Annotated in this window: 29 protein-coding genes; 10 read left to right on the forward strand and 19 right to left on the reverse strand. The window is 51.8% G+C overall.

The genetic code is table 11. The features are described from left to right. Positions 1-28 precede the first annotated feature (28 nt). A complete protein-coding gene (locus X965_RS07470) occupies positions 29-637 on the forward strand; it encodes a LysE family translocator (RefSeq protein WP_004237344.1) in 609 nt (202 codons plus the stop codon). Positions 638-716: 79 nt separating this feature from the next. On the opposite strand, the gene X965_RS07475 is transcribed toward X965_RS07470, so the two are convergent. Further along, entirely contained in the window at positions 717-2,138 is a 1,422-nt protein-coding gene (locus X965_RS07475; RefSeq protein ID WP_032098240.1) for a PLP-dependent aminotransferase family protein, read from the reverse strand. Between the two features lie 138 nt (positions 2,139-2,276). On the opposite strand from X965_RS07475, the gene X965_RS07480 reads away from it, so the two are divergent. From X965_RS07480 to X965_RS07490, 4 genes are all read left to right on the forward strand, one after another. Further along, positions 2,277-3,617, forward strand: a complete 1,341-nt coding sequence (locus tag X965_RS07480) for a cytochrome ubiquinol oxidase subunit I (protein ID WP_004237346.1) — start codon at positions 2,277-2,279, stop codon at positions 3,615-3,617. Next, positions 3,607-4,614: a cytochrome d ubiquinol oxidase subunit II gene (gene cydB, locus X965_RS07485; RefSeq protein WP_004237347.1), complete on the forward strand. Its 1,008-nt coding sequence runs from the start codon at positions 3,607-3,609 to the stop codon at positions 4,612-4,614. Before X965_RS07480 ends, cydB begins: the two co-directional genes overlap by 11 nt. Further along, positions 4,595-4,750 (forward strand): DUF2474 domain-containing protein, encoded by a 156-nt coding sequence (locus X965_RS18935; RefSeq protein ID WP_004239496.1) that lies wholly within the window; start codon positions 4,595-4,597, stop codon positions 4,748-4,750. The genes cydB and X965_RS18935 overlap by 20 nt, the downstream gene beginning before the upstream one ends. Positions 4,751-4,949: 199 nt before the next feature. Further along, on the forward strand, positions 4,950-5,774 hold the full coding sequence (locus X965_RS07490; protein WP_004237349.1) for a siderophore-interacting protein: 825 nt from the start codon (positions 4,950-4,952) through the stop codon (positions 5,772-5,774). 44 nt (positions 5,775-5,818) lie between these two features. Here X965_RS07490 and phoH read toward each other — a convergent pair whose 3' ends face one another. Both phoH and X965_RS07500 read right to left on the reverse strand, forming a co-directional pair. Then, positions 5,819-6,604 (reverse strand): phosphate starvation-inducible protein PhoH, encoded by a 786-nt coding sequence (gene phoH / locus X965_RS07495; protein WP_036417606.1) that lies wholly within the window; start codon positions 6,602-6,604, stop codon positions 5,819-5,821. Between the two features lie 310 nt (positions 6,605-6,914). After that, the gene (locus X965_RS07500) at positions 6,915-7,913 is read right to left on the reverse strand and encodes an endonuclease (RefSeq protein WP_036417608.1); all 999 of its coding nucleotides are present in this window, start codon (positions 7,911-7,913) and stop codon (positions 6,915-6,917) included. A 179-nt stretch (positions 7,914-8,092) separates the two neighbouring features. On the opposite strand from X965_RS07500, the gene X965_RS19520 reads away from it, so the two are divergent. After that, complete coding sequence (locus X965_RS19520; protein ID WP_004237352.1) at positions 8,093-8,266, forward strand: hypothetical protein; 174 nt, start codon at positions 8,093-8,095, stop codon at positions 8,264-8,266. On the opposite strand, the gene X965_RS07505 is transcribed toward X965_RS19520, so the two are convergent. Together X965_RS07505 and X965_RS07510 are read right to left on the reverse strand one after the other, a co-directional pair. Beyond that, a complete protein-coding gene (locus tag X965_RS07505; protein WP_024472934.1) occupies positions 8,263-8,736 on the reverse strand; it encodes a threonine/serine exporter in 474 nt (157 codons plus the stop codon). The genes X965_RS19520 and X965_RS07505 overlap by 4 nt on opposite strands. Continuing rightward, positions 8,736-9,524 carry a threonine/serine exporter ThrE family protein gene (locus X965_RS07510; RefSeq protein WP_004239502.1) on the reverse strand — a complete coding sequence of 263 codons (789 nt, stop codon included), beginning with the start codon at positions 9,522-9,524 and terminating at the stop codon, positions 8,736-8,738. Before X965_RS07510 ends, X965_RS07505 begins: the two co-directional genes overlap by 1 nt. 205 nt (positions 9,525-9,729) lie before the next feature. On the opposite strand from X965_RS07510, the gene X965_RS07515 reads away from it, so the two are divergent. Further along, positions 9,730-10,368 carry a TetR/AcrR family transcriptional regulator gene (locus tag X965_RS07515; RefSeq protein ID WP_032098295.1) on the forward strand — a complete coding sequence of 213 codons (639 nt, stop codon included), beginning with the start codon at positions 9,730-9,732 and terminating at the stop codon, positions 10,366-10,368. Between the two features lie 26 nt (positions 10,369-10,394). Here the strand turns inward: X965_RS07515 and X965_RS07520 are convergent, their stop codons facing one another. Further along, on the reverse strand, positions 10,395-10,805 hold the full coding sequence (locus tag X965_RS07520) for a hypothetical protein (protein ID WP_004237357.1): 411 nt from the start codon (positions 10,803-10,805) through the stop codon (positions 10,395-10,397). 257 nt (positions 10,806-11,062) lie between these two features. On the opposite strand from X965_RS07520, the gene X965_RS07525 reads away from it, so the two are divergent. Beyond that, on the forward strand, positions 11,063-11,356 hold the full coding sequence (locus tag X965_RS07525; protein ID WP_004237358.1) for a DUF5339 domain-containing protein: 294 nt from the start codon (positions 11,063-11,065) through the stop codon (positions 11,354-11,356). Between the two features lie 64 nt (positions 11,357-11,420). Here the strand turns inward: X965_RS07525 and X965_RS07530 are convergent, their stop codons facing one another. From X965_RS07530 to X965_RS07540, 3 genes are all read right to left on the reverse strand, one after another. Further along, complete coding sequence (locus X965_RS07530; RefSeq protein WP_004237359.1) at positions 11,421-11,858, reverse strand: universal stress protein; 438 nt, start codon at positions 11,856-11,858, stop codon at positions 11,421-11,423. Between the two features lie 282 nt (positions 11,859-12,140). Then, positions 12,141-12,569, reverse strand: a complete 429-nt coding sequence (locus tag X965_RS07535; RefSeq protein WP_004239509.1) for a universal stress protein — start codon at positions 12,567-12,569, stop codon at positions 12,141-12,143. Positions 12,570-12,647: 78 nt separating this feature from the next. Further along, positions 12,648-13,511: an NAD(P)H-hydrate dehydratase gene (locus X965_RS07540; protein WP_004237361.1), complete on the reverse strand. Its 864-nt coding sequence runs from the start codon at positions 13,509-13,511 to the stop codon at positions 12,648-12,650. 154 nt (positions 13,512-13,665) lie between these two features. Here X965_RS07540 and X965_RS07545 point away from each other — a divergent pair, with 154 nt between their 5' ends. Beyond that, positions 13,666-13,887, forward strand: a complete 222-nt coding sequence (locus X965_RS07545) for a DUF2594 family protein (RefSeq protein ID WP_004237362.1) — start codon at positions 13,666-13,668, stop codon at positions 13,885-13,887. A gap of 170 nt (positions 13,888-14,057) precedes the next feature. Here X965_RS07545 and X965_RS07550 read toward each other — a convergent pair whose 3' ends face one another. Together X965_RS07550 and X965_RS07555 are read right to left on the reverse strand one after the other, a co-directional pair. Beyond that, complete coding sequence (locus X965_RS07550) at positions 14,058-15,509, reverse strand: DUF3999 domain-containing protein (protein ID WP_036417609.1); 1,452 nt, start codon at positions 15,507-15,509, stop codon at positions 14,058-14,060. Further along, positions 15,509-18,193: a DUF2339 domain-containing protein gene (locus X965_RS07555; protein WP_036417610.1), complete on the reverse strand. Its 2,685-nt coding sequence runs from the start codon at positions 18,191-18,193 to the stop codon at positions 15,509-15,511. Before X965_RS07555 ends, X965_RS07550 begins: the two co-directional genes overlap by 1 nt. Before the next feature lie 734 nt (positions 18,194-18,927). On the opposite strand from X965_RS07555, the gene hemB reads away from it, so the two are divergent. Next, the gene (gene hemB / locus X965_RS07565; RefSeq protein WP_032098231.1) at positions 18,928-19,902 is read left to right on the forward strand and encodes a porphobilinogen synthase; all 975 of its coding nucleotides are present in this window, start codon (positions 18,928-18,930) and stop codon (positions 19,900-19,902) included. Positions 19,903-20,102: 200 nt separating this feature from the next. On the opposite strand, the gene X965_RS07570 is transcribed toward hemB, so the two are convergent. The 8 genes from X965_RS07570 to copC form a co-directional block, all read right to left on the reverse strand. Beyond that, on the reverse strand, positions 20,103-20,453 hold the full coding sequence (locus tag X965_RS07570; protein ID WP_004237368.1) for a DUF488 domain-containing protein: 351 nt from the start codon (positions 20,451-20,453) through the stop codon (positions 20,103-20,105). After that, positions 20,450-20,965: a methylated-DNA--[protein]-cysteine S-methyltransferase gene (locus X965_RS07575; RefSeq protein WP_032098230.1), complete on the reverse strand. Its 516-nt coding sequence runs from the start codon at positions 20,963-20,965 to the stop codon at positions 20,450-20,452. The genes X965_RS07570 and X965_RS07575 overlap by 4 nt, the downstream gene beginning before the upstream one ends. A gap of 443 nt (positions 20,966-21,408) precedes the next feature. Beyond that, positions 21,409-23,454 carry a carboxy terminal-processing peptidase gene (gene prc, locus X965_RS07580; RefSeq protein ID WP_004239522.1) on the reverse strand — a complete coding sequence of 682 codons (2,046 nt, stop codon included), beginning with the start codon at positions 23,452-23,454 and terminating at the stop codon, positions 21,409-21,411. Between the two features lie 18 nt (positions 23,455-23,472). Further along, entirely contained in the window at positions 23,473-24,165 is a 693-nt protein-coding gene (proQ, locus tag X965_RS07585; RefSeq protein WP_004239523.1) for an RNA chaperone ProQ, read from the reverse strand. Positions 24,166-24,260: 95 nt separating this feature from the next. After that, the gene (locus tag X965_RS07590) at positions 24,261-24,758 is read right to left on the reverse strand and encodes a GAF domain-containing protein (protein ID WP_036417612.1); all 498 of its coding nucleotides are present in this window, start codon (positions 24,756-24,758) and stop codon (positions 24,261-24,263) included. Between the two features lie 378 nt (positions 24,759-25,136). Beyond that, a complete protein-coding gene (locus X965_RS07595; RefSeq protein ID WP_036417614.1) occupies positions 25,137-25,475 on the reverse strand; it encodes a YebY family protein in 339 nt (112 codons plus the stop codon). 30 nt (positions 25,476-25,505) lie between these two features. After that, positions 25,506-26,405: a copper homeostasis membrane protein CopD gene (copD, locus tag X965_RS07600; RefSeq protein ID WP_051997319.1), complete on the reverse strand. Its 900-nt coding sequence runs from the start codon at positions 26,403-26,405 to the stop codon at positions 25,506-25,508. A gap of 7 nt (positions 26,406-26,412) precedes the next feature. After that, positions 26,413-26,796: a copper homeostasis periplasmic binding protein CopC gene (copC, locus tag X965_RS07605; RefSeq protein WP_036417616.1), complete on the reverse strand. Its 384-nt coding sequence runs from the start codon at positions 26,794-26,796 to the stop codon at positions 26,413-26,415. Positions 26,797-26,900 lie beyond the last annotated feature (104 nt).

A 26,900-nucleotide genomic window follows, 5' to 3' on the forward strand; every position in this document is an offset into this window, starting at 1 on the left:
CATATATTTTTTGAACTTGGGGTGTCGTATGGTCATAAATACATTGATGGTGTTTGGCGCAACCGTGTTACCCATTGTATTTGCTCCCGGACCCGATATTTTATTCGTTTCATCACAAGGTCTCGCCAGCGGTTCCCGCGCGGCACTGAAAGCCAACATGGGCGTGCTGCTGGGTTACGGTATGCATTCCATTCTGGCGGCATTCGGGCTGGCAGCCGTTGTGGTGGCATCCCCGGTTCTGTTTAACGGCATGCGCTGGTTCGGCGTGGCCTATATTGCGTATCTGGCTTTCCGTATGGTGATGTCTGCCATGCACAAGAGCGAAATGCCGCCGATGCAGCCGGCAGCAAAATCGGTTATCACCAAAGGCTTTTTTACCAGCTTCCTGAACCCGAAAGGCCTGCTGGTCTACTTTGCTATCCTGCCGAACTTTATTTCCGGCAGTGAGAGTGTTGCGATGCAGTCCCTGTTGTTATCCGGTGTGTATATCGCCAGCTGTGCCATTGTTTACAGCGGTGTGGCACTGATTTTCGGCCAGATGAGCAAAGGGGAATATAACGACAAACGCCGCCGTATCGGTGAAGGCGTTGCCGGGGGATTACTGGCCACCGCTGCAATGAGCCTGGCATTCAGTTAATCTGCGGAAAGTCAGCGTAATCAGCAAAACGGGCACTGAAAAGTGCCCTTTTTTATATCTGTGCCATGACAAATTTGTATTACCCCTGTGTTTTCTTCAGTACATGACACAGCTGCCCCAGCACTTTCATGGCGTTATCCAGCCGCTCATTCCATTCAAATGAGCAGTTCAGGCGGAAGGCGTGATTAAACTGGTCACTGGTGGAAAACATCGAGCCGGGCGCGATGCTGATCTGTTCATTGAGTGCCATACGGTACAGTTTGACGGCATCAAACGGTGGTTCAAATTCCAGCCAGAGGAAATAGCCGCCCTGCGGGCAGTTGACCTTCACATCTGACGGGAAATATTCGCTGATGGCATACAGCATCCGGTGCTGGCGCTGCTCCAGCTGCTGACGCAGTTTTTTCAGATGCGCATCATAACCGCCCTGACCGAGATATTCCGCAATCGCCTGCTGTGTCGGCATACTGGCGGATACCGTACTCATCATCTGTAACTGCTGGATTTTCCGGGCATGTTTACCGGCCGCCACCCAGCCGACGCGGAAGCCCGGCGCCAGACATTTGGAAAACGAGGAGCAGTGGAAGAAATTGTTATCTTTATCCAGGCTTTTCGCCGGTTGCGGCGCATTGCTGCCAAACCAGAGCTCACTGTAGACATCATCCTCTATCAGCGCGATTTCATGCCGCGTCAGGATCTCCACCAGCCGCCGCTTGTTTTCCGGCGGCATGGTGCCGCCGAGCGGGTTCTGGAAGTGCGTCATCAGCCAGCAGGCTTTGATATCATAGCGCCCTGCCACCTCTTCCAGCGCATCAAGGTCAATCCCGGTCTGCGGATCGGTTTTGATCGCCACCGCTTTCAGGCGCAGACGTTCAATTGCCTGCAATGCGCCGTAAAATGCCGGTGATTCAATCACCACCCAGTCCCCCGGTTCTGTGACCGCCTGTAAGCTCAGTGACAGAGATTCCATTGCTCCGGCGGTGATGACAATATCATCCGGTGAGACATGGATCCCCTGTGCGGCATAGCGCCGGGAAATATTACGCCGCAGTTTTTCATTGCCGGGCGGCATATTGACCACCGCGCTCTGCGGTGCGATGCGACGGGCCACTGCACCCAGCGCTTTGGAGAGCTTCGGCTGCACCAGCAGCGAAGGATCGGGAAATGCCGACCCGAACGGAATAATGGCCGGGTCTTTGCAGGCCTGAAGGACATCAAACAGCGAGGCGTTGATCTCCACATTTTCACTCAGGTGCATACCCAGACCACCTTTGGCCTGGGCAAACGCCGGGGCGCGTTTGGCGACAAAATACCCGGACTGCGGACGGGCCACCACCCATCCCTGGCTCTCCAGTAACTGATACGACTGTACGACAGTCATCAGGCTCAGTCCCGACTGTCTGGCACTTTCCCGTAATGACGGCAGCCGGTCACCAACCTGCCAGATATCATCTTCGATCTGCTGTTTTATCTGCTCTGCTAACTGTTCGTAGCGTGTCATGGAGCGCTCTCCGTAAAACTGTTATGGACATTTCATGACTAATTGTCACTATTATACTTTAGCAACTCATGGTGTACTGTGCCACACATTTCATCTGCGTAATTATCATTTACATAGCTATAACAACGAGAGGTCACAATGTTTGGGTTAAGTGCCCTTGAGCTTGCGCGAATTCAGTTCGCCTTCACTGTGTCGTTTCATATCATTTTCCCTGCAATCACCATCGGCCTGGCGTCATTCCTGGCGGTGCTTGAGGGGATGTGGCTGAAAACCCGCAATGAGGATTACAAAAAGCTCTTTCATTTCTGGTCAGCCATCTTTGCCGTGAATTTCGGTATGGGGGTGGTTTCCGGTCTGGTGATGGCCTATCAGTTCGGTACCAACTGGAGTTTCTTTTCTGAGTTTGCGGGATCAATCACCGGTCCGCTGCTCACTTATGAAGTACTGACTGCGTTCTTCCTGGAAGCCGGTTTCCTCGGCGTGATGCTGTTCGGCTGGAACCGTGTCGGTGAAAAGCTGCACTATTTCGCCACCTGCATGGTTGCGCTCGGTACACTGATGTCCACTTTCTGGATCCTGGCCTCCAACAGCTGGATGCAGACCCCGCAGGGGCACGAAGTAATAAACGGTGTTGTGGTGCCGGTGGACTGGTTCGCGGTGATTTTCAATCCGTCCTTTCCGTACCGCCTGCTGCATATGACAACCGCCGCATTTCTGGCATCCGCCTTCTTTATCGCTGCTTCTGCCGCCTGGCACCTGTTGCGCGGCAACAAATCCGGTGCCATGAAAAAGATGTTTTCCATGTCATTGTGGCTGATTGTGGTTCTCGCACCGCTCCAGGCACTGATTGGTGATGCGCACGGGCTGAACACACTGAAACATCAGCCGGTTAAGGTTGCGGCAATGGAAGGTCACTGGGAGAACAAACCCGGTGAGGCCACACCGCTGATTCTGTTTGGTATTCCGGATAATGCACAGGAAAAAACCCGCTATGCCGTGGAAATTCCCGGGCTGGCCAGTCTGATTCTGACACACAGCCTTGATAAACAGGTGCCCGCACTGACCGAGTTCCCGCCGGAAGACAGACCGGACAATGTGTTCGCCGTGTTCTGGTCATTCCGCGTGATGGCCGGCCTCGGCATGCTGATGCTGCTGGCTGCCGCCCTGAGCCTGTGGCTGCGTTACCGGGGGCGTTTATATGATTCCCGGCCTTTCCAGCGCTTTATGTTATGGATGGCACCGTCCGGGCTTATCGCGATTCTCGCGGGCTGGTTTGTGACTGAAATCGGCCGTCAGCCGTGGGTGGTTTACGGGTTACAGCGCACAACGGATGCCGTTTCAGCACACGGTGAGATGCATATGAGCATCAGCCTGCTGATCTTCTTTATTGTTTATGGTTCTGTGTTTGGTATCGGCTACATCTATATGATGAAACTGATCCGCAAAGGTATCGCGCCGGAGGTGTCTCATGGGCATTGATTTACCCCTGATTTGGTTCGTCATTATTATATTCAGTACGCTGATGTATATCGTAATGGACGGCTTTGACCTCGGTATCGGCATCCTCTATCCCTTTGTGAAAAGCAATGCTGACCGCGACCTGATGATGAACAGTGTCGCCCCGGTCTGGGACGGTAACGAAACCTGGCTGGTGCTGGGCGGGGCCGCGTTGTTCGGTGCTTTCCCGCTGGCCTATGCCGTGATTCTGGATGCACTCGCCATTCCGCTGACACTGATGCTGGTCGCGTTAATCTTCCGTGGTGTGGCTTTTGAATTCCGCTTTAAAGCAGATGAACATCACCGTTATTTCTGGGATCGCGCGTTTCTGATCAGCTCAGTTATCGCCACTTTTGTACAGGGTGTAGTCGTCGGCAGCGTGATTGAAGGTTTTCCGGTTGCAAACCGCGCCTTTACCGGCGGTGCCTTTGACTGGCTGGCGCCGTTCCCGCTGTTCTGCGGTTTCGGTCTGGTGATCGCGTATGCCCTGCTCGGCTGCGGCTGGCTGGTGATGAAAACGGAAGGTCATTTACAGCAGCAGATGTATAAGGTGCTGAAACCTCTGACCCTGGTGATGCTGGCGGTACTGGCCGTGATCAGTCTGTGGACACCGCTGGCGCATGACACCATTGCGGCGCGCTGGTTCAGCTTCCCGAATATTCTGTTCTTCCTGCCGGTACCGCTGCTGGTGCTTGTCTGTGCCGTTGCGCTGTTCCGCAGTGTCAGCCGTCATCTGCACTATACGCCGTTTTTTGCGGCACTCGGCCTGGTTTTTCTGGGTTTCACCGGACTCGGTATCAGTATCTGGCCGATGATTATTCCGCCGGTGATCGATTATGAAATGGCCGCCGCCCCCGGCGAAAGTCTGAGCTTTATGCTGGTTGGCGCTTTATTCATCATACCTGTGATCCTGGTATATACCTGGTGGAGTTATTATGTCTTCAGAGGAAAAATCACCCATGACCAGGGCTACCACTGAGTCTGCCGCAGCGGCCCCCTGGTGGAAAAAAGCCGCCTGGATGGTCGCTATCTGGGCAGGCAGTGTTCTGGCATTGTTTGCAGTCTCATCGCTTTTCCGCTTATTAATGACGGCGGCGGGAATGAAAGTAAGATAGTCGTCATGTCTCATCAGTAAGTACCTCATCAGTACGTCATGCACTGTGTAAGCAGCTGCATTGCCCGGCACACCGTACCCCCATACGGTGTGCTTTTTTAAATAATTTTATTGATAATGATTACCATTCTTCTGAATTCCTGATACACTCCGCGAAATAGATATAACGAAACTAATAACAATAGAACGGAGAATTGCGCATGAGCCGGGAAAAAAATATCTACCGCCCTGCACCGCCGCGTCTGATTCAGGTGAAATCCTTTACCGACGTCACCCCCAATCTGCGCCGCATCACCTTTACGGCTGAGTCACTGGATACCTATCCGGCAGATTGCGAAGGTGGTCACCTGAAGCTGTTTATTGCCAAAGATGCGCCGAATCCGCCTGCTCTGCCGGTATTGTCCGATAAAGGACCGGTCTGGCCGGAAGATAAACCACGGCCGACCGCCCGTACCTATACCGTGCGTGCGATCCGCCCTGAACTGAAAGAAATCGATATTGAATTCGCTATGCATGATGATGCCGGTCCGGCGGTGGATTTCGCCAGAAATGCCAAACCGGGTGATTATATCGGTATTACCAATCCCGGCGGACCGGATCCGCTGCTGCCGGTGGCGAAACACTACTATATGGCAGCTGATTTAACAGCACTTCCCGCTGTTGCCGCGCTGCTGGAAAAAATGCCTGCAGAGGCTCAGGGCAATGTGGTGATCCGCATCGATCACGCGGATGACCAGCAGGTGCTGAACAAACCGGCGGGTATCACCCTGCACTGGGTGACCGGCGGCACAGAGAAAACCGCTGAAGTCACCGCACTGTTTAAAAGCTGGCCGGTCGCCGATGTGACAGAGTGTACGTTCTGGATTGCCGGAGAAGATGCGATGGTCAGGGATCTGCGCCGCTATGTGCGCCGTGAACTGAACGGGGAACACAGTCAGATGTATGCGATCCCGTACTGGCGTTTCGGTTATGACGAAGAAGGTTATCACCGCCTGCGCCATGATGTGATGGATGCTGACGACTGAGAATAAACAGGCTGCGGCAGTGTCTGCCGCCGCAGCCGCTGTGATCAGTTATACGCCTGCAATGCCCGCAGACAGAGTGACGAACGCACACAGTCATCCTGCGTGAAAGACACCACTGATACCATATCGTCATCCCGGAAACGGCGCAGCACATCGGCCAGCCCGGACGGGACATTGCCCGGTAAATCACACTGACTGACATCACCGTTGACAATCACTGTCACATTCTCCCCCATCCTGGTCAGGAACATTTTCATTTGTGTGACAGTTACGTTCTGTGCTTCATCGAGGATCACCACCGCATTCTCAAAGGTTCGTCCGCGCATGTAGGCAAACGGTGCAATTTCCACCTTACCTATCTCCGGACGCAGACAATACTGTAAAAATGAAGCCCCCATCCGTTTCACCAGAACGTCATACACCGGCCGGAAATACGGCGCGAATTTTTCACTGATATCTCCGGGCAGAAAGCCCAGATCCTCTTCCGCCTGTAACACCGGACGGGTGACAATAATCCGCTCGATTTCCTTATTGATCAGTGCATCTGCCGCCAGTGCGGTACTGATAAAGGTTTTGCCGCATCCGGCCTCGCCGTTGGCAATAATCAGTTGTTTATGCGCTATCGCTCTGATGTATTTATCCTGTGCATCATTTCGCGGTACAACAGCACTGTTGTCGCGTTTTTCCCGCGCCATGCCGATAGCTTCCACCCCGCCCGCCGGGATAAAAACCGCCACATTATCATCATTAAAACGTGCCCTGCGCGACTCTTTCCGGCTCATTCGTTTTGCCTCTTTGCGTGCTCTGACTACCGCTTTTTGTCTGCCCATAATCTTAATCCTGTTGATTTCTGATGACGGAATAACTGAAACAGTGAGTTGGCAACCGGCGGCTCCCTTCAAGCCATGAGTGAACATTCAGATAAAAAAAAGCCGGTGATAAATCCGCCCTGTTGTTCAGGGTATTTATCACCGGCCGGTACTGTCGTTCGTCTGTATGTCGCATTCGTTATCCTCAGATGACAAACTAAAGCGAACACTAAACTGACTTTGTGACAGTATAATGACAATACTTTCTTTTCAGCAATTAAAATCGGCGGATATTTAACATTTTTGCCACATTTCTGTTATCCGCCGCACATCAGCGTGCTTTGCAGTTCTTCGCCATACTATAGCCTGCGGCCTGTGCAGAAGCGGCATCAGGGAACATTTCAACATTTTTACTGCTGATCCGGTTATAGCCCGGGCAATCCGGAAAGTGGTAAATCTTACTGTTACGGTTACCGCGGATACGCTGATTTTCAGACTTTTTTTCTGCCTGCGGCGGTACGTTTACCGGTGTCACCGGCACGGACGGCAGGCGGGTAAAAATACCGTCAGCACTGTTGATATGCCCCGGCTCCCAGCGGCGTTCGCCGGTCACAAACGGGTTTGACTGCCCGGTAACCGCACGGATACGGCGATCCCGTTCCCGCTCGGCGGCAGACGGCGGAAATTCGCTGTCCCACACCATCAGTAATTTCTGCTGCTGTTCTGACATTGCCAGATCGTAGCGGTCATGCATATAGAACCAGACCCGCGCCACCTCGCCTTTGACTTCATCGCGCGGCTCGAAAACCCGCTGCTTAAAATCCACCCGGCTGGTGCACTGCCCGTAGCTCTGTGAACCGGCGCCGCGTGCGATCCCGTAACGAAAATTACTGCGATCCCCGTTGACTTCGCCGACAGACGGCGCCAGGTTGTGGAGATCTGCTTCCATTGCACGGAAGACCGGGTCCTCACTGACACAGTTTTTGCGCCCGCCGTTCTGCCAGCACTGACGCTGATGCCCGAACACCCAGGCAGGAACAATATGCTCCCACTCAATCCGCTCTGCGCGGGTCAGCTGTGACCGTACACGGTAACCGCAGCTGTTCAGATCCACCCGGCCGCCGGATTTTCCGGTCCACTCCCACTGACAGCCGCAATACAGTGTTCCTTCCCCCTGCGGGTTACGGTTCTGGTCGTAATAAATTTTTTCACGGGCCACTATTTTGGCCTCGTCAAACCGTTCCGGCGCAGCTGCAAATACCGCAGACGTAATAACACACAACAAGAATAATGAAACACGAAATGATTGAAAAATACGCATATAAATCATAAACCAACAGAATACCAGGGGTGGCAATTATGCCACGCCGTGCGGGAATTATCGCCACAGATTTTTTATTAATCTGTCAATCCGCCGGATAAGACAATTTCAGGGTGTTTTTTTACAGAATGGTTTTAATTCAAAACGTTATACTACGCAGCCATCAATACGAATTCCGGAGAATAACGATGCATCCGCTGGTCGATGAGATGATAGAAGAAATAGTCGGCACCGCCTGTGCCTACGATGATAATGAGGTTGATGTCCGTGTGCAGGAAAGCCGCAACCGGGTGCAGATTCAGATTAGTGTGACCGATAAACCGGTTATGGACATTATCCTGAATCTGACCCGTATCAGTTAAACGCGCGGACGCTTGCGGTACAACCACAAACCGGGAACAGACAGCCCGATAGACAACGCGCCGACCACAAAGCCCGCCCGCAGGAAATTGCTCACCAGCATCTCCAGCAGTTCCGGGGTAAAACCGGACTGTGACAGTTTGATCACCGCCAGCATTGCCATATAGGCATTAATACCCGGAAACATCGGGATTATGGCCGCTACGGTAAAGACTTTCGGGTGTGCCAGCCACCAGCGGGACCACTGAATACCGATGATCCCCACCAGCACCGATGCCCAGAATGTGGCGGCAACGATGTCAAAACCGGCGGCAATCAGCATAAACCGGCTGCCGTGACCTATCGCCCCCAGCAGTGCGCAGTATTTCAGTGCCCGTTTCGGCACGTTGAATACCATGGCAAACCCTGCCGCCGGAATAGCTGCCAGCAGCATATCCTGCGCCAGTGCAGCCAGAAAAGAGAGTACCGTCATCATATCCAGTCCCTCAGGCTGCCGAGTGTGATCGCGGTAAAAATACCGATACAGGTTGCCAGGGTGAGCAGGCTTGCCATCGCCCAGCGGGCAAGGCCGGTGTTAACATGCCCTTTGAACATGTCCGCAACCGCGTTGATCAGCGGAAAACCCGGCACCAGCAGCAGCACACTCGCCGCCATAGCAATGCCGGACGTTGCCGAAAACAGCGGAATTTTCAGCATCATTCCGGCCACCATCGTGGCAACAAACGCCGTAAAACAGAAGTTAATCAGCGGGTTCATATGCCGTGCGGTCAAAACCTGACGGACATACATCGCACAACCGCTGGCGGCAAAGGTAATCACCGCCCCGTCCCAGCCGCCGTTATTCAGCTTACAGAAACAGGCACAGGACAGCGCCACCATCAGCACCATCACCCAGCGCGGATAGCGCAGTGGTTTCATATGAGCGAATTTTTTCTGCACCCCTTTGCAGTCAAGATGACCGTGCTCCGCGAGGATCACCACATGCTGCACTTCTGTGACGATATGCATATTAATACCGCGATCGACCACCTTGCGGGTGGATGTCAGGCAATGCCCGTCAATGATCGTGGTCAGCACAATGGCATTCGCCGAGATGGCGCAATCCACCTGGTCAGCTCCCAGAGCCTTCCCTGTCCGTCCCGCCAGCTCCTCCACCAGCATACTTTCCGCACCGTGCTGTAACAGCAGCAGCCCGCACTCGATACACAGGCGGGTGATAGTCCGCTGCATATCCTGTGTAATCTCTTTCCCCTGTCCCATAACTTTACCGTTAACCGTTGATGGTCCGACTTTCCCGCTATTCTAATTCTTTGTATTAACAACTCACTGGGTTTGATCAATAGTTTGATAATAAATAGTCTTACTATGCCGTAATTGCAGTATGGCAGGGAAACAGGCTATTGAGCAATCCTGCGCGGCGTGGTTAAATCAGGACATATCACTGTCACAGGAGCCTGTATCTGTTATGTCATCCACCCCGTCACCATTAACCCCGAAAGGGCAGCGCCGCCGTCATGCCATTCTCACCGCCGCTGCGGATGTTTTTATCCTCCATGGTTACGAAGGCACGACTCTGGATATGATAATTGAACAATCCGGCGGGTCACGTTCCACTCTGTATACCTCTTTTGGCGGGAAAGAAGCATTGTTTCTGGCCGTTATAGACCATCTTATCAGCGGAATTTTTGAGGATAATGAAGAGGAAAAACCGGAAACAGCACCCGATGCAGAGACACTGTTATACACCAGCGGCAGACGCTACCTGTACAGTATTGTTCACCCGCAGTCACTCGGCTTATATCAGCTGATTCTGGCGGAATCACAACGCTTCCCGCAAATCAGTGAACAATTTTACCGCGCCGGTCCGCTGCGTGCCGCACAACAACTGGCGGCCGGGCTGAAAGCACTGCCCGGCATCACCGCGACTGAGGAAACATTGCTGGCCGTTGCCGCCCGTTTTCTGGAAATGCTGAAAGCCGACCTGTATCTGCCGGTTTTCAGTCATCGTCATAACAAGCCAACGGCGGAATTTATTGAAAAACAGCTGCCGTTATCTGTGGAGATAACGGCCTGTTACCTCCGCCACACATTAACCCCCCAATGAGCAGCGGTTATCATTAGCATCTGCCTTCAGGCGGTCACTTCTGCCGCCTTTTCCCGGGCCGCTGCCATGTCATCAGCAACAAACACCGGCACACCGTAGACTGCACCGGCCATCGGCGCGAATTTCTCCAGCTCCGCTTTGTCCCCGGTTTCCTGATTGACGGTCAGGATCATCACACTGCAATATGCCGCCATTTTCTCTTTTCCGGTTTTCAGCCAGCGGCGGACATACTTACGCGCATCCATATCTTCCTGTGTATCCGGCTTTTCCGGCCCGTCTTTCGGCGGGTAAATTAATGCGAATGGTGTCTGCTTGTCCAGCAGCGCATCCAGCTCTTTCACCCACTGTTCTGTTTGTGCCATATTTTCCGGGAATGACTGCATTATCACCACCGGGAAGACGCCTGTATCCATATGAACAAAATTAACTGCTGACATAATAACTCCGTAATCCTTTTTGTATTTATCGGTACATTATTATTCCGGCAGAAACCTGTCAACAAATAAGAATGCGTTTCAATTGCATCAGCACAAATTGCGCATTATCTGCCCGCAGGTGCCGGGCTGTGTTATTCTTATGCATAAAGTAAGTAATTATTCTGAGATTCATCTTATTCTTATATATATTCCATGATATTTCGGGGCATATTGATTAATTATTCATATCCGTTCCTGCCTACAACATAAGGTCTATAATGAAAAAGCTGACACTAATTACCCTGGGATGCCTGTTCTCTGTTACTGCTTTTGCTGCCAATGCCAGCAAAGTCTGTGATGAATATTTCACTGAAATCGACGAAATGGTCAAACTGGCAGAGCAGGAAGCCAAAGGTGATGCTGATGCGACTGCACAGATCACTGCCATGAAACAGCAGCTGGAAACCGCAAAAACACAGATTAAATCTGTACCGGAAGAGACTCAGGACATGGCGTGTCAGCAGGGCCTTGATGCACTGAAGGAATTCAAAGCATCGATGGCGAAACAGTAATTCTGTTTTCACGAAAAAGGTCCGCGTTTGCGGACCTTTTGGTTTTTATCGTTATACTTAATATTCAGCGGACAACCAGTACGGAAACCTGCGCATGTGCCACAATCCCGGAGGCGGTTGACCCCAGCAGATGGGTTGAAATACTCGGGTGACGCGAACCGACAACAATCAAATCAGCATGGATCTCTTTTGCTTTTGCCAGCACTTTATCTCTCGGCGTGCCGTAATCCACAAAATAACTGACCTGCTCTGCCGGTAAATCCACTTTTTCGGCAATCGCTTTTAACTCATCTTTTGAACGGGCAACGGCTTTTTCCGCAAATGAGTTCAGCAATTCATAGTGGTAATTATAGCTTATTGAGAATTTCGAAATATCCGGTACAGAGTGAAACAACATCAGTTTCGCCTGTGACATCTTTGCCAGATAAATCGCGTGTTTCAGGGCATTACTCGTCAGTACATCTTCTGTCACATCAATAGGAACTAATATCGTTTTATACATACCATCCCTCATTGTCAGTTCAATGTGTATTTGAATTAAGTATAGGCAATAAACAGGAAACCGCCGTGCCGGGCATCATAAAATTTCACTGCCTTTTTATGATTTTGTGTTTTCTATCCGGAAAAAAATCCGGCTATACCACGTATTATTCCTCTGTATTTTCGTATGAGACAGGCAGATAACCAGCAAGAAGAGAATGATTCTTTTATGAGTAGCGGGGATGACGGCAGGAAGAACAAAAAATACCGGTGGCATCATCGATACCACCGGATACAGATTACATCAGCGGACAACCATTACTGAAACCGGTGCGTAACGGACAACACCGCCGGCAGTCGAGCCCAGCAGATGAGTGGAGATATTCGGACGGCGGGAGCCGATAACAATAATATCGGCTTTTACCTCTTCCGCTGCCTGGATAATTTCATCACGCGGCGAACCGAACGTAATCGTGTAAGCAAGACGCTCCGGCGGCAGATCAATAGAATCCATCAGCATATGAAGATCTTCTTCCGCTTTAATGGTCGCTTTATCTTTTATCTCCATATAACCCAGCGCATACGCATTAATAATCGCGGATGAGATCGGCAGGACATGGACAATATGCAGCTTAGCCCCTGTTTCTTTCGCCAGATAGAGTGCATGGCGGACAGCCTTACTGGTCAGTTCTTCTTCTGAAATATCGATAGGAACCAAAATTGTATTATACATACTGCCTCCTTGAATAAATCATGCGATATATTGTCACTATATTAAACAGAGCGAAAAATATCTGTGAGATTGATACCGTTAACTCTTATTACCCGGCATTTCTGTTATCAGGCGGTTACGGATTAACCGCACATAATCAATAATTTCATGAGCAGTTAATCCGGCAGGGCCGATACCGGCGGCCACACATTCATCTGCCGCCGCGCCGTGCAGCCAGACCCCGCCACAAACCGCTTCCTGCACCGGCAGCCGTTGTGCCAGCAGACTACCGATAATACCGGATAGCACATCCCCGCTGCCGGCAGTCGCCAGCCCGCGGTTACCACTGTGATTACACCATAGCTCACCGTCCGGTGAGGCAATCAGGCTGCGGTGCCCTTTCAGCACCGCCCAGCAGTGATACTGAGCTGCCAGCGCCAGCACTGCCGCCGGGCGATCCGCCTGAATATCCGCCACGGTGGTATGCAGCAGACGGGCGGCTTCCTGCGGATGCGGGGTTATCACACAGTTATCATCCAGCGCGATACCCGGCGTGGCGGCCAGAATATTCAGTGCATCCGCATCCAGCACCTGTGGTTTACCGGTCTGCATAAATGCCGCTTCCGCCAGTACCCGGCTCTCTGTACTCTGCCCCAGTCCCGGACCGGTAACCTGTGCGGTCAGCGCCGGGTCATCCGCAAGGGCGCGGGCAGTACGCAGCATCAGCTCCGGTGCATTCTCAACAAACGGCACCGGCAACTGCGGCTGATTAAATCCCAGGATCACTTTGCCGCACCCGGTTTTCAGTGCGGCGCATCCGGCCAGAATAATCGCACCGGTCATTCCGGCAGCCCCGCCGGTGATCCCGAGGGTACCGAATGTACCTTTATGGCTGTCCTGCGGATCCGGCCTTTTTAATACCGGGTAATCGCGGGTTATGGCATTGATATCAATAATATTCATCTGATTATTTTGCCTTTTTCAGCGGATAATGAACGCACCCTGTTTATCAGCATAACGGGAAAATAAAAAAGAAGGTAGAGCAGTGACGGGCAGATCTGGTATTCTTTGCGGCTGATATATCCGGGACTGATAAATATAACGGTTGAGGTTAACCATGAATAACGCATTTAAAACTGAAAACGATACTGAAACACTGGCTGCGGAAGTGACCTGCTTAAAAGCACTGGTGACATATTTACTGAAGGCGGTGGGTCAGGCGGATGCCGGCCGTATTATCGTCAATATGGAACGCCAGATCAGCGAAATTGATGATGAGCATCTGTCAGGTACCTTTAAAAATACCATTGCCCAGATTAAAACTGAGTACCGGAAATAATTTCCGGCCTGGCAATTAATGCTGTCCGGGGATAATGCAACGAATCGCTAAAGAGAGAGGCCGCTGTTTGTGTCAGGATAATGTTCCTGTACTAAATACCCTTTCTTTTTTATTTTCGTTTCTGTCCGCACGCTGTTATACAACGTGCGGACTTTTTTTATGCTGTACGGTTATTTCTGTTCCGTTTTCATTTCTTTCAGCAGGCGGACAGCAAATAATCCGAGTATTACCACACCAGCCACCAGCACACCCCATAACAGCCAGGTTTTCCAGGCAAACGGCGGCGGGGCTTCCGGTTCAGGCAGTAACTTCGCTTCCCCGCCCAGTGTGACCACTTTTTCTGACACATCAGCCCGCGGAATCGCATCCTGACTATTCAGATTATTGCCCGGCAGAAGCTGGGACAGCGGTAAAAATACCGCATTGGCATCATGCGCCCCCCATACCAGCAGATACGGCGCAGAGCCCTGGGCGTTGAAGGTCAGATATTGTGCATATTTAACCCCGGTGACCTTCGGTGGTGTCCCGCGCCAGCTGCTGTTAATCGCGGTCAGTCTGACCTGGCGGACCGGCAGATCATTCAGCCGGATGTTACTGTTGCGGTTTTCCGCATCATCCGACACCAGTGAATAAAGCACTTTATTATCCAGCGGCAACCAGTTCCCTTCTGTACCACTCCGGTATTCTACCCGTACCGGCAGCACCGTATTTTCCCGGTCAATATGAAAATCCAGACGGCTGAGACTCTGGGTATTCGGCAGACTGTAAATCATACTGCCGTCAGTGTCCTCCGCAGGCACAAAATCAAAACGGTTCACCTCACGGCGCTCCACAGTCCGGGAACTCATCCCTTCTGCGGTGGTGATTTGCGGTGGTGCCTGATTGTTATCTCCGGTCACGGAAAGCAGCCAGTATTTCGCCCTGCTTTCATCACCGCTGATATAGCCCGGAATTTTTATCTGCTGCGCCAGCAGTGCATCCTCACCGGATTTCAGATCCATCAGCGGCACATCGAGGATCACCGGCGACCAGTTCTGTTTGTCATCACTGCTGAACAGTGAGGCTTTGGCCTGCATATTACCGGTCTGCTGCGGCCAGTTCAGAGTGACTTCCCGCAGCGGCAGCGGGAGCTGCTGTTTGTTATCCGGCACCAGCAGGTAAGTCGCGGTGGACGGACGCGCCAGGCTGTCCGCACTATCATTGTAAATCGTCAGTTCTGTACCGTTATCCGCTTTCAGGCGGATTTTGCGGTTGCCATCCTGCTCTTCCGTCCGGCTTTGTGACAGCGGATAAATAACGAAGCGAACACGCGCGCTTTCATCTTGTACCTGCTTCGCCGCCGTCAGTGACATCGGCACCGGCGTACCGGAGCTGTCAAAGATACGGATATCCCGCAGATCCGGCCAGGCACTGTTGAGCCAGACATTATCCGGGACTGTCAGCCGGTAAAATGGGGCATTCTCCGCCCGGAGCTGTAATTCCGCCCCCTGATTAAAATCATTCAGTGTCTTCGCCGGGGTATCCGCCCGCGAAAGGGTCGTCACCGATGTCAGCACCGCCGCCAGGAGCACAGCCCCGGTATGCCATTTGCGGCGCAGTGCCGCCTTTTTACCTGTGATCATCAGTTATCTTCCTTATTATTCTGTATGTCAGTGCCTGTTTTCGGCGGTAACGGCGAGAAATATCCCACAACCAGTATCAGCAGTGCCACCCCGATAAATGCACCGGCTCTGGCAAGCCCGCTGCTCTGGTTCATATCAACCACAAAGAGTTTAATAATCACCACGGCAAAGACGGCCGCCCCGGCCAGCCACAGATGGCGTTTATGCCGGCGGGTTGCGGAGGTCATCAGGATCACGGCAGTCAGTGCCCAGACAATCGCCAGCGTGGTCTGAATAAGACGGGACTGCAGCAGCCCGGTGGTTGTCCATGTGGTGCCGTCCACAAAGGCCAGGGCGCGGATCAGAATACCGTTCGCCCACCAGATACCAAGCACAGCGATGGCAATACCCAGGCCGCGCACCACATCTGCCCGGAAATGCACTGCCGGTGTGGTCCGTATCAGCGCATCACGCAGACACCACAGTGCAGCAAGCCCGAACAGCCCGGCTTCATCCAGCGGGTTCAGCAGCGGCACATACTGCCAGAGCGACAGCTGACCATCCTGCATATTTCCGGTAAACAGCGCCAGCCCCAGTAACACAGCCAGTGGATAGGCACTCTGCCAGTACAGCGCGGCATGATTGTCCATCGGCGGCCGGCGCAGGCGCTGCATGGCGTAAAGCACGAAAATCACACCGCACGCCGACAGCATGGCGATAAAGTAACCCCACTCTTCCATGCCCCACGGCAGCTGCATTTCCGCCCACATCACTTCGGCGGCGACCAGGCCGATGACGGTCCAGAGTGACGCGCCATGCATCAGATTGCTGACAATGCGCGGTGCCTGTTCCGGCAGCAGCCGGATAAAGGTGATCATACTGCCGATAACCAGCAACCAGATAAAGCCGCCGTACAGCGAACCGGCCGCATGTGTTCCGGTAAGGATATAGTCACACAGTATCAGCAGGCTCACTATCCACAGCGCACTGATGCAGTAATACAGCTGAGTCCACTGCACTTTGCGCGCCAGGAAGAACCAGCTCCAGACCGAGATCACAAGCCCGGTCAGCACATATTCCTCACCGGACAGTAATTCACCCGCCGGTGATAACCACGGCAGCATCCACAGCCACGAGAGCCAGGTGATCATGGCCGGGATAATCAGCAGTCCGGAAATCAGTTTGCTGCGGTTCATCAGGCGAAAATGGTGATGAAGCGCCCCGGCAACCAGCAACCCGCCCCACTGGAAGATATACATCCAGACGCTTTGTTCTGACCAGTAAATAAAGTCCATGCTGTAGAGCAGAGACGCAAACCCGAGCAGCACCAGCCCGGTGGCACTCCAGCCGACAATCCGCTGTTTTTGCAGACAGGCGAACCACAGTATCGCCAGCCCTTCAATCGTCCAGGCCACGGATGTCCACTGCGGCGACAGTGCCAGCGGTACCGCCAGCGAGATAAAGCCGATACTGAGCAGCAGGAAACCGAGCGACAGGCGCTGCCCGTCAGCACGGAAGCGACGCAGACTGACCACCGCCAGCAGCAGATAAATCAGCCCGAAGGCCAGCGATGACATTGCGGTACCGAGATAGAACGGCTCCGTAATGGCATATTGCAGGGAAAACGCCAGCACCGGCGGCGCAAACAGCAGCACCGAGTCCACCATCAGCTGTTTTCGCCCGTCATCTGTCCGGACATGATGCCGTGCATATTGCTGCGTCAGCAGCCCGTAGACCACCAGATTCAGAATAATGAAGATCTGACAATTCAGGTAATACTCCGGCTGATAGTTATCCACGCCCCAGATCACACCGACCACAAAGGTAAAGGCGAAACCGGCGATATTCAGCACCCGCCAGCCCTGCCAGTAGTTCATGATCAGAATGGAGACGGAAAGCATCAGATAATAGGAGAACAGCGCGATATAGTTACCGCTGCCGGTGGAGAGCAGCACCGGTGCCGCATAGCCGCCGATCACAGCCAGGACCGCCAGGCTGACCGCGTTCTGTATCACCGCAAAGAAAACAGATGCCAGGCAGATAACCACCATCAGCGGCAGTGCAAAGGCCAGCGGCAGGAACTCATAAAGCTTATAGGCGGCAAATATCGTGATATAAAACGCACCGAGGCTGCCGCCCTGAACAATCAGGCTGTACAGCCGGTTTTTATGGCGGACACACCAGCCGACAACAAAAAGTGTCACTGACAGGATTGCCGCGCCGATCAGACGGACTTCCGGTGTCAGGATATTATTTTCGATACTGAATTTCAGCAGATAGGAGAGGCCGATAAACAGCAGCAGAATACCGATTTTGGCCGGGAGGTTGCCGTTAAGCAGCCATTCGAGAATATTGGCCGCCGGGCTTTTGCGCTCCGCTGCTGCCGTATCCGCCGGGAACGGTATTGCCGCCGCGATAACAGGTTCCGGTTCAGAAACAGGATCAGATTCCGGTTCATACTGCATTTCCGGTGCCGGCTGTACTGGGATCGTTTCAGACAGCGCAGCGGCCTGAACGGTGGTCTCCGCCACCGGCTGACCGCCGGTCAGGGCATTCAGCTCGCGGCGCAGTGACTCCGTTTCCTCAGTCAGAACACTGACCTGCAACTTCAGCAGCGTTGTGCGCCGCAGCGCCGCAACAGCAATAAACGGCGTCACAACAATGAGCGCCACTAACACAAAACCCCAGAAGAGTAATGAATCCATGTTTATCCTGTTTTTCAGTCTTTAACTTAGAGTGTAGACAATTTTTAATTTCCGTTGTCTCACATACTGCCTGTTATGCTGCTAAAAATCAGGTGAATAAATCCGGGTATTTAACAAATGCCATAAAATGCTGTTTTGTCCCGTTAATCCGTTGTTAAAACACCGGAAACATCTGCGGATGCACGGGTTTCACACCTGTTTTGACTGAAAATCATTTTTCCGGTTTTTAAATATTGACTGTTATCACAAAAAGGGGCAATTTTGAGATACAGATCACAACAACATAAGGACACTCATTATGCGATTTTTAGCCCGCTTCTTAAAAGAGTTAGACAACGTCACCGCGTCCTTCTGTGTGGTCGCATTTTACCGTAACCGTCTCTGACGGACAGACTGAGCATTTTTGAGCTGTATCGGTTCAAATCAAATTTAGTTTAAATGTTAAATTTAATTTGTGAGAAAGATTGACACTCATCAACAAAGTGCTAAAGTTATGTCATCGAATTGTGAGAACGCAATAAACAAGAACGCAATTATGTTACCTGCAATAAAAAATATCAGACGTTTTATCTCAGAGCTCAATAAAATCGCCCGTATTATATTCTGAAGATAAACGCACATCGTTTTCAGGCTCCCTCTGCGGAGCCTTATTTTTTTCTGCCTGTACCCCATCCCCCTCTGAAAGGTTTATACTGACCGCATTATTTTTTATGAAATAAGGAGCAACTGTCGTTATGCAACATGACATCCAGCGTCTCAGAAGAATTCGTCAGACCCCGCAGATGCGTGATCTGTTCCGGGAAACCTCATTAAGCCTCAATGATCTCGCGTTACCGATTTTTGTCGAAGAAGGCGCTGATGACTATAAAGCCATCGACAGCATGCCCGGCGTTATGCGCATTCCGGAAAAGCGCCTCGCTTACGAAATCGAGCGGATCGCCAAAGCCGGTATCAAATCCGTCATGACTTTCGGTGTTTCACATCATCTGGATGCAACCGGCAGTGATGCCTGGGCGGAAGATGGTCTGGTTGCGCGGATGTCCCGTATCTGCAAAGAGACCGTGCCTGAGATGGTGGTGATGTCCGATACCTGTTTCTGTGAATACACCAGCCACGGGCACTGCGGTGTGGTGCATGACGGCGTGGTCGATAACGACGAAACCCTGCATAACCTCGGGTTACAGGCAGTGGTTGCCGCACAGGCAGGGGCTGATTTTATCGCGCCTTCCGCAGCCCAGGACGGCCAGGTACGGGCTATCCGTCTGGCACTGGATGCCGCCGGGTTCCATCAGACCGGGATTGTGTCCTACTCCACCAAATTCGCCTCTGCCCTTTACGGCCCGTTCCGTGATGCAGCCGGTTCCTGCCTGAAAGGCGACCGCAAAACCTATCAGATGGATCCGATGAACCGCCGCGAGGCTATCCGTGAATCCCTGATTGATGAGCAGGAAGGTGCGGATATGCTGATGGTGAAACCGGCCGGAGCTTATCTGGATATTCTGCGCGATGTGCGCGAGCGTTCAAATCTGCCGCTGGCGGCCTATCAGGTGAGCGGTGAATACGCGATGATCAAACTGGCTGCACAGGCCGGTGCTATTGATGAAACCCGCGTTGCACTGGAGACTCTCGGCTCCATCAAACGTGCCGGGGCAGATTTAATTTTCAGTTATTTCGCCCTGAGCCTGGCAGAGAATAAGATCCTGAGCTGATACGCTGAATTATCTTCTTTGCTGAAAAATCCCGGTTCGCCGGGATTTTTTGTGCTGTGACGCTTCCGGTACAGGCAGACAGAACGAAAAAACGCTGTAAATACATCCCTGTACGCTCGGATCGCGCCATCCGTGGCGCTTACGTTTTCCGTTCGCCTGTCTGCCTGTACCTGCGCGTCAGTCAGGCCGCCGATATGTCATCAGGATAATTTTTCTTCCAGAAATGCCTTCAGCACTTTAGCCTGGTTATGTTCTTTATCTTTTGCCGCAAACAACAGTGTCAGATTGCCCTGCACCGCTCTGGCCACCAGCGGTTGCCAGCTTTGCGGCCTGCTCTCCAGCTCTTCACGGTAACGCCGTTCAAACTCCGGAAACTGATCACTGTTAGCGTGGAACCACTTGCGTAATTCCGTATCCGGCGCAACATCCTTATTCCATTCATCGTAATTCAGATCGGTTTTTTTAATTCCGCGCGGCCACAACCGGTCAACCAGTACCCGGTAACCGTCACTTTCCGCGACCTCATCATAAACCCGTTTACAGAAAATCATGCTGATGCTCCTTTAACCTGTTTTTCATGAGCCAGTAACCAGGCTTTGCGGTCCGTTCCTCCTGCATAGCCGGTCAGTTCGCCGTTTTTGCCGGTAACGCGGTGACACGGTACCAGCACGGAAACCGGATTCATCCCGTTGGCCCGCCCGACAGCCCGGACAGCGCGCGGTGAGGATAATGACACCGCCAGCATACTGTAAGTAACGGTGCTGCCAAACGGCACAGACAATAATGCATCCCAGACTTTTTGCTGAAAAGGCGTTCCCGGCAGCACCAGCGGAACGGTAAATATCATCCGTTTACCGGCAAAATAGTCCTGCAGTTGTGACTCCAGCAACGCCAGGTGAGGATGATTTCCGTCTGTTACCGCCATTTTCAGCCGGGAAGAAACCAGCTGTAAGGTATCTTCACGGCGGTTGTCTTCCGTAAATTCCAGAAAACAAACACCCTGCTCTGTTGCCGCTGCCGACATTTCACCCAGTACCGTGCTGAATTGTGTACGAAATATCATCAGAATTCCTTTATTTTCCGTGTATCACTGTCAGGTGTACCGTTTTCTTTACAAAATCGTATATTTTATGAGTTAAAATTGATTTTATTGCGCTCAACTTCTTTTGAGTGAAAACTTGATTGAACTCACACTAATGAGTAAAGTACATCCCAACGATACAGCACATTAACTGTACCAGTTTAGATTAACAGATAAACACGTTCACCTGAGTATTGAACATTATTTTCAGAAATAATGGAGGAATTGTTATGGCTAAATTAATTAAATCCACAAAAACAACTTTTGATCGTATTACCACTGCAGTTATGACAATTTCTGTACCGCGCTTCTTTTAATTAATACGCGACGAATTGCCGGTGCCGCTGTGTTTATGCGGCACAAAAAAAATCGACAGCCTGAATGCTGTCGATTTTTTTATTGATGTTATTCCGTAAAATAACAGGTTATTGCGCACTCTTACTGATATCCGGCACTTTTGCCAGATCTGCTGCAATCTTAACGGTTTCATCAAGATACGCGTCCGGCCCTTCATAATCTTTCGGCAGTGCCTCGAGATTTGCCAGCGGTTTCTTGCCTTCACGGGCATAACGTTCATTAATCCGTTTCAGCTTAATCCCTTCCAGCTCTTTATCTTCTTTATCACGCTTCGCGTAATTCAGGGAAATAATATACTGAGTCGGTTTATTGGCTTTAAACCGTGCCAGGTCTTCGTAAATATAAGCGAATTCCGGATCGGTTTTTGAACGTTCCTGATATTTCTGAGCCAGTTCAGGTACCGCTTTGCGGATAATATCTGTCTGTGAATACTGCGCCGGGGCAATGCTGTCCCACGGTAATGCATTATCCTCAAAGCTTTCACCGATATCGTCGTTATCAAAGCCGGTCGGCATAATGATATCCGGCGTTACCCCTTTACGCTGGGTACTGCCGCCGTTAATACGGTAGAATTTCTGGATAGTATATTGCACAGAGCCCAGATCCGGCCATTCAGGGCGCAGCATCTGGTCATAAATACGGCTGACAGGGCGATGCTGCTGCACAGTACCTTTACCGAAGGTCGGTTCACCGACAATCAGTGCACGGCCGTAATCCTGCATGGCTGCTGCGAAAATCTCAGACGCGGATGCGCTCAGGCGGTCAACCATCACCACCAGCGGACCTTTGTAGTAGATAACATCATCGCTGTCCGCATCTTCACGGACACGGCCGTTGTTATCCCGCACCTGCACCACCGGACCACTGGTGATAAACAGGCCGGACAGATCAACCGCTTCTGTCAGTGCACCGCCGCCGTTACCGCGCAGATCGATAATCACCGCATCCACTTTCTCTTTGGCCAGTTTCTGCAGCTGGGTTTTGGTGTCATTGGTCAGACCCACATAGAAACCCGGAATATTGAGCACTGCGACTTTCTGGTCGCCGACCTGTTTGATGGTCATTTTCACCGCTCTGTCTTCCAGACGGATCTGCTCACGGGTCAGGGTCACAATACGTGGTTTGGCCCCTTTGGTATCACCCAGCACTTCCAGGCGGACTTTACTGCCTTTGGCACCTTTGATTTGTGATACCACATCATCCAGGCGCCAGCCGACCACATCCACCATCGGCTTGCCGGTCTGACCAACAGCCAGAATTTTATCCCCGACCGCCAGTTCCTTGCTCTTCAGCGCAGGACCACCGGCGACCAGTGAATTAATCACAGTGTAATCATCATCCATCCGCAGCACGGCACCAATGCCTTCCAGAGACAGGCTCATTTCTGAGTTAAACTGCTCGGTATTGCGCGGGGAGAGATAACTGGTGTGAGGATCGATCTCGCGGGCAAACGCGGTCATGATCAGCTGGAAAACATCCTCACTTTTCGTCTGTGTCAGACGCTTCAGAGCATAGGTATAGCGCTTGGTGAGGGTTTCTTTGATTTCATTGTCATCTTTGCCGGACAGTTTCAGGGTCAGCCAGTCATATTTGACTTTGGCATCCCACAGTTTATCCAGCTCGGCTTCTGTCTGCGGCCACGGTGCTTTGCTCCGGTCCACATCAATGACATCGTCGCCGTCAAAATTCATCGGCTGTTTCAGGCGGTTCAGTGCATACTGAAAGCGCTCGAAACGGCGTTTTTGTGACAGGTTAAACAGATCGTATAACGGCTGTAATTCCCCTTTGCGGAGATAATTGCCGACATCTGCTTTGTTTTTACTGAATTTCGCCACATCAGACGCCAAAAAGACGTTGTGGCTGTAATCCAGCAGATTCAGATAACGTTCCAGAATTTTCGCTGAAAATTCGGCGTCCAGCTGAAACTGACGGTAATGGGAATGCAGAAACCGGGACGTCACACGCTCACTGACCGTGGAGTGCTCCGGTGCCTGCTGAGTATCCGGCAGCTGGCTGATTTTGACATCCGGCAGCGCAGAGGTGCCGGTTTTTGCCATCGTATTGCCGGTTAAACTAAATCCGATGAGCAACGCCAGGGGTAAAAATTTGTTCATGCCTCGGTTGACTCCGTATCAGAATTTTAAGTGTTCCGCACGCACGATCATTGCCAACCCTGAAGGCAGCTGAACACGTACACCGTCTTTGGTGATCTCGAGAACCTGCGCATCCATAACGCCGGAACCGACTGTCACCTTCAGTTGCTGCCCCACCTTCAGTGCCTGAATATCAGTGATTGGTGTCAGTTCAGACTGAGATTCGGGACGTGGTGCACGTGGTTTACGTGGTGCATCAGCGGATTTCGGCGACGGAGCTTTACCGGTACGCGGCGCTTTAGGCTTATCCGTACGGCTGCGGCGGGAGTCAGCGGCGGCTTTATCTGCCGGACGCGGTTTTTTCTCACCGTCCTGCTCACGTTTCTGCGCGCGCTGCGCCTGGACTCTGGCTTTCGCTTCCGCTAACTGGGTACGGGCATGTTCAACATGTTCCGCTTCCAGATCGCCGCAATCGTTACCATCCAGGTCAACACGTTTGGCCCCTTCTTTGACGCCGTACAGATAGCGCCAGCTGGAGGTGTACATCCGCAGTGCGGTACGTAACTGTGTTTTACTGATACCATCTTCTTCAGTGATACGACTGACGATATCGCGGAAGATGCCGATTTTCAGCGGGCGGGCTTCGCCTTCTGCCACAAAGCATTGCGGGAAGCGCTGAGCCAAAAATGAAATAATTTCTTTACTGCTATTCAACTTGGGTTGATTTTCCATGAATTTTCCTGATTACAACGGTGCTTTGCCAACCAGCAGGCATGAACAGGCGTCATTATAATAGTGTTACAGACAAATGCTATGCTCCCGGAGGCCTAACTTGCGATCATTTCACGATATTTCGGCATAAAGCACGTTGCCAGATGTGCGCAGAGCGCGTCATTCAAGGCTTTGAGACCAATTTCATCATTATTATCAAAACGATTAAAAACCGGGCTGTCGATATCCAGTACGCCGATAATCTGACCATTTACCACGAGCGGCAACACTATTTCTGAGTTACTGGCCGAATCACAGGCAATATGTCCGGCGAAATCATGCACATCATCCACACGGATAACCTGCCCCTGAGCAACCGCAGTTCCGCAGACACCACGACCAACCGGAATGCGGACACAGGCCACTTTCCCCTGGAACGGCCCCAGCACGAGGGTATCCCCCTGAAGGAGATAGAATCCGGCCCAGTTTATCTGTTCCAGCTCGTCAAAAAGGACGGCACTGACATTGGACAGTGTCGCGATGACATCTTTCTCATCACTGATAAGCGATGTTAAACGGCGGGTTAAATCCTGATAAAGCGCGAGTTTATTCATGTGTCACACTACAGTTACGGGTTAATTATCCGGTTAAAGTAATGTTTAATTTATATCAAATAACGGGGCAGCCCTATAGGATTATTACAAATCCTTTCGCATTTTTCGTGAAAATGAGGGAGAAGAACGGCGGGAATAAAAAAGAGACCGGATAAAGTCCTCTATCCGGTCCAGGGAAAAAGGCTCATAGCGAGCCGTGCGCTAAAATTGCCATTGAAAATATCGTACAACCTACATGATTAAGATTAGTCGGTTTGGTTACATATGCAAAATATTTATTTATCAAATCGTTAACATATATCTGATTTAAATGGCTTATATTTCAGATGGTTAATTAATAACCGAATATTAATCGTTAAATTTCATAATTAATATGTGTTATTTATCACCACACAGCGCACCGGCAGCCTCAATGATCGGAGTAAGATCCATGCCTTTTTCCGTGTCTCCGGTTTGTTTTAATGTGATAACTGAGAGATCAGTCACCTTTATTTTCTGCTCTTTTGCCTGTTGTGCCGCCACATCATTCAGCGGATACGACATCAGTGTCGACGGATTAATCACCCACAGTGCATTTCCGTCCCGGCAGTTGATCATCACTTCCTCACGGGTAAACGGCCACTTTTCACCAAACTCAAACTTGCTGATGGTTTTCAGCGGCGCAGCCTGTGCCGCACCTGCCAGTAAAAGAGGAATAAATGCCAGAGCTTTCTTCATAGTGTGTCCCGGTTGTCAGCCTGTCCGGAGTTATGCAGGCTGATAAGTTGCAAAAATCGCCACCATTAAAATGGCCAGTGTGCCGAGAATTATCTCAACCCAGCTGTTAATCATCAACAGGCGGAAGCGGCCTGATTGTGCGATTTTCGGTACCACCGCATAACGGTTTATCACCGCCAGCAGCACCATCGTCAGCACCAGCCCGGTTTTCAGCCATAACAGTGCCTGATAATCACTGCCGCTCCACTGCGGCCAGTCCGGCAACAGCAGCATGGTGCTGATAAGACCGGTTGCCAGTACCAGAAAGACAGCAAGATGCCCCAGGTTTGAAAAACGGATCAGGGTTGCCACCACTTCTTTCGGCAGTCCCTGCGCGAGTGTGTCACGCCGCAACAGGATCAGCAGACAGACCAGGAACGGCCACAACCCGCCGAACCAGTAAGCGGCACTGAGCAGGTGAACAACCTGATTAAACTGATAGAGCCGCCCTGTCCAGCCGCTGTGCAGCATGCCGTGGCCGGTAAAGGCGTGCAGAGTCAGCATCGCCGCAGCACAGATCAGAAACAGGCAGCTTTGCGCCCGGCCGGACGGCAGCAGCAGTCCGCCGCAGAGAATAACGGCAAGCACCAGCTGCCAGCGCCAGATCTCCCCGAAAGAGGTGGAAAGCACCGCGAGGATAATATCCGGATCCTGCATATCCGCCCAGCCGTCCCCCATCAGTGCTGCCTGTAACAGCAGCCAGAGGAACGTTGTCAGGACCGTAAACACAGCTGCACTGCGGGCGGTATAACGCAGACGGACCCGCAGCAGCAGTGCCACCCGGTCACCGGGCAGCAGAACAGTGAACAGGCCGCAGCCCGCAAGGAGCATCACGGCCGTAAAATGAATGAAGCGGCAGATAATCAGCAGCGCTTCCGGTGTCAGTTCCATAACCGGTTTATTTCACCGTAAACTGATAGTCACCGTTGGTTTTGTGCCCGTCAACAGAAACCACTTTCCATTCAACGTGATAGACACCGGCCGGCAGAGTTTCTGTCAGCGGCAGGATCAGACGGGTATCATTCCCTTCCGCCAGCTCCGGTTTTCCGGCAGCAACCGGTTTATTCTGTGCATCTTTCACGCTGATTTTACTGAATTTCAGTTCAATCCCTTCCGAAAAATCCAGAGAGATATTTTCCGGTGAGCCGGTCACCGCCGCATCTGCCGCCGGAACCAGGGTTTTGACATGAGCGTGAGCAAACGCCTGCTGGCCGGATAAACCGACAAATAAAACAACAACAGCAGATAATTTGCGCCAGTGCGCGGTCAGGTTGGTTAACATGATGGTATGCCTCATTTTTGCAGGTGATGTAATTATGCGGGACATACTAGCGCAACCGGGGGCATTGCGGAAACCTTCACAGGCCGGAGAGTGTTTTTTGTGAT

Source organism: Morganella sp. EGD-HP17 (genome assembly GCF_000512315.2).
GTDB lineage: Bacteria > Pseudomonadota > Gammaproteobacteria > Enterobacterales > Enterobacteriaceae > Morganella > Morganella morganii.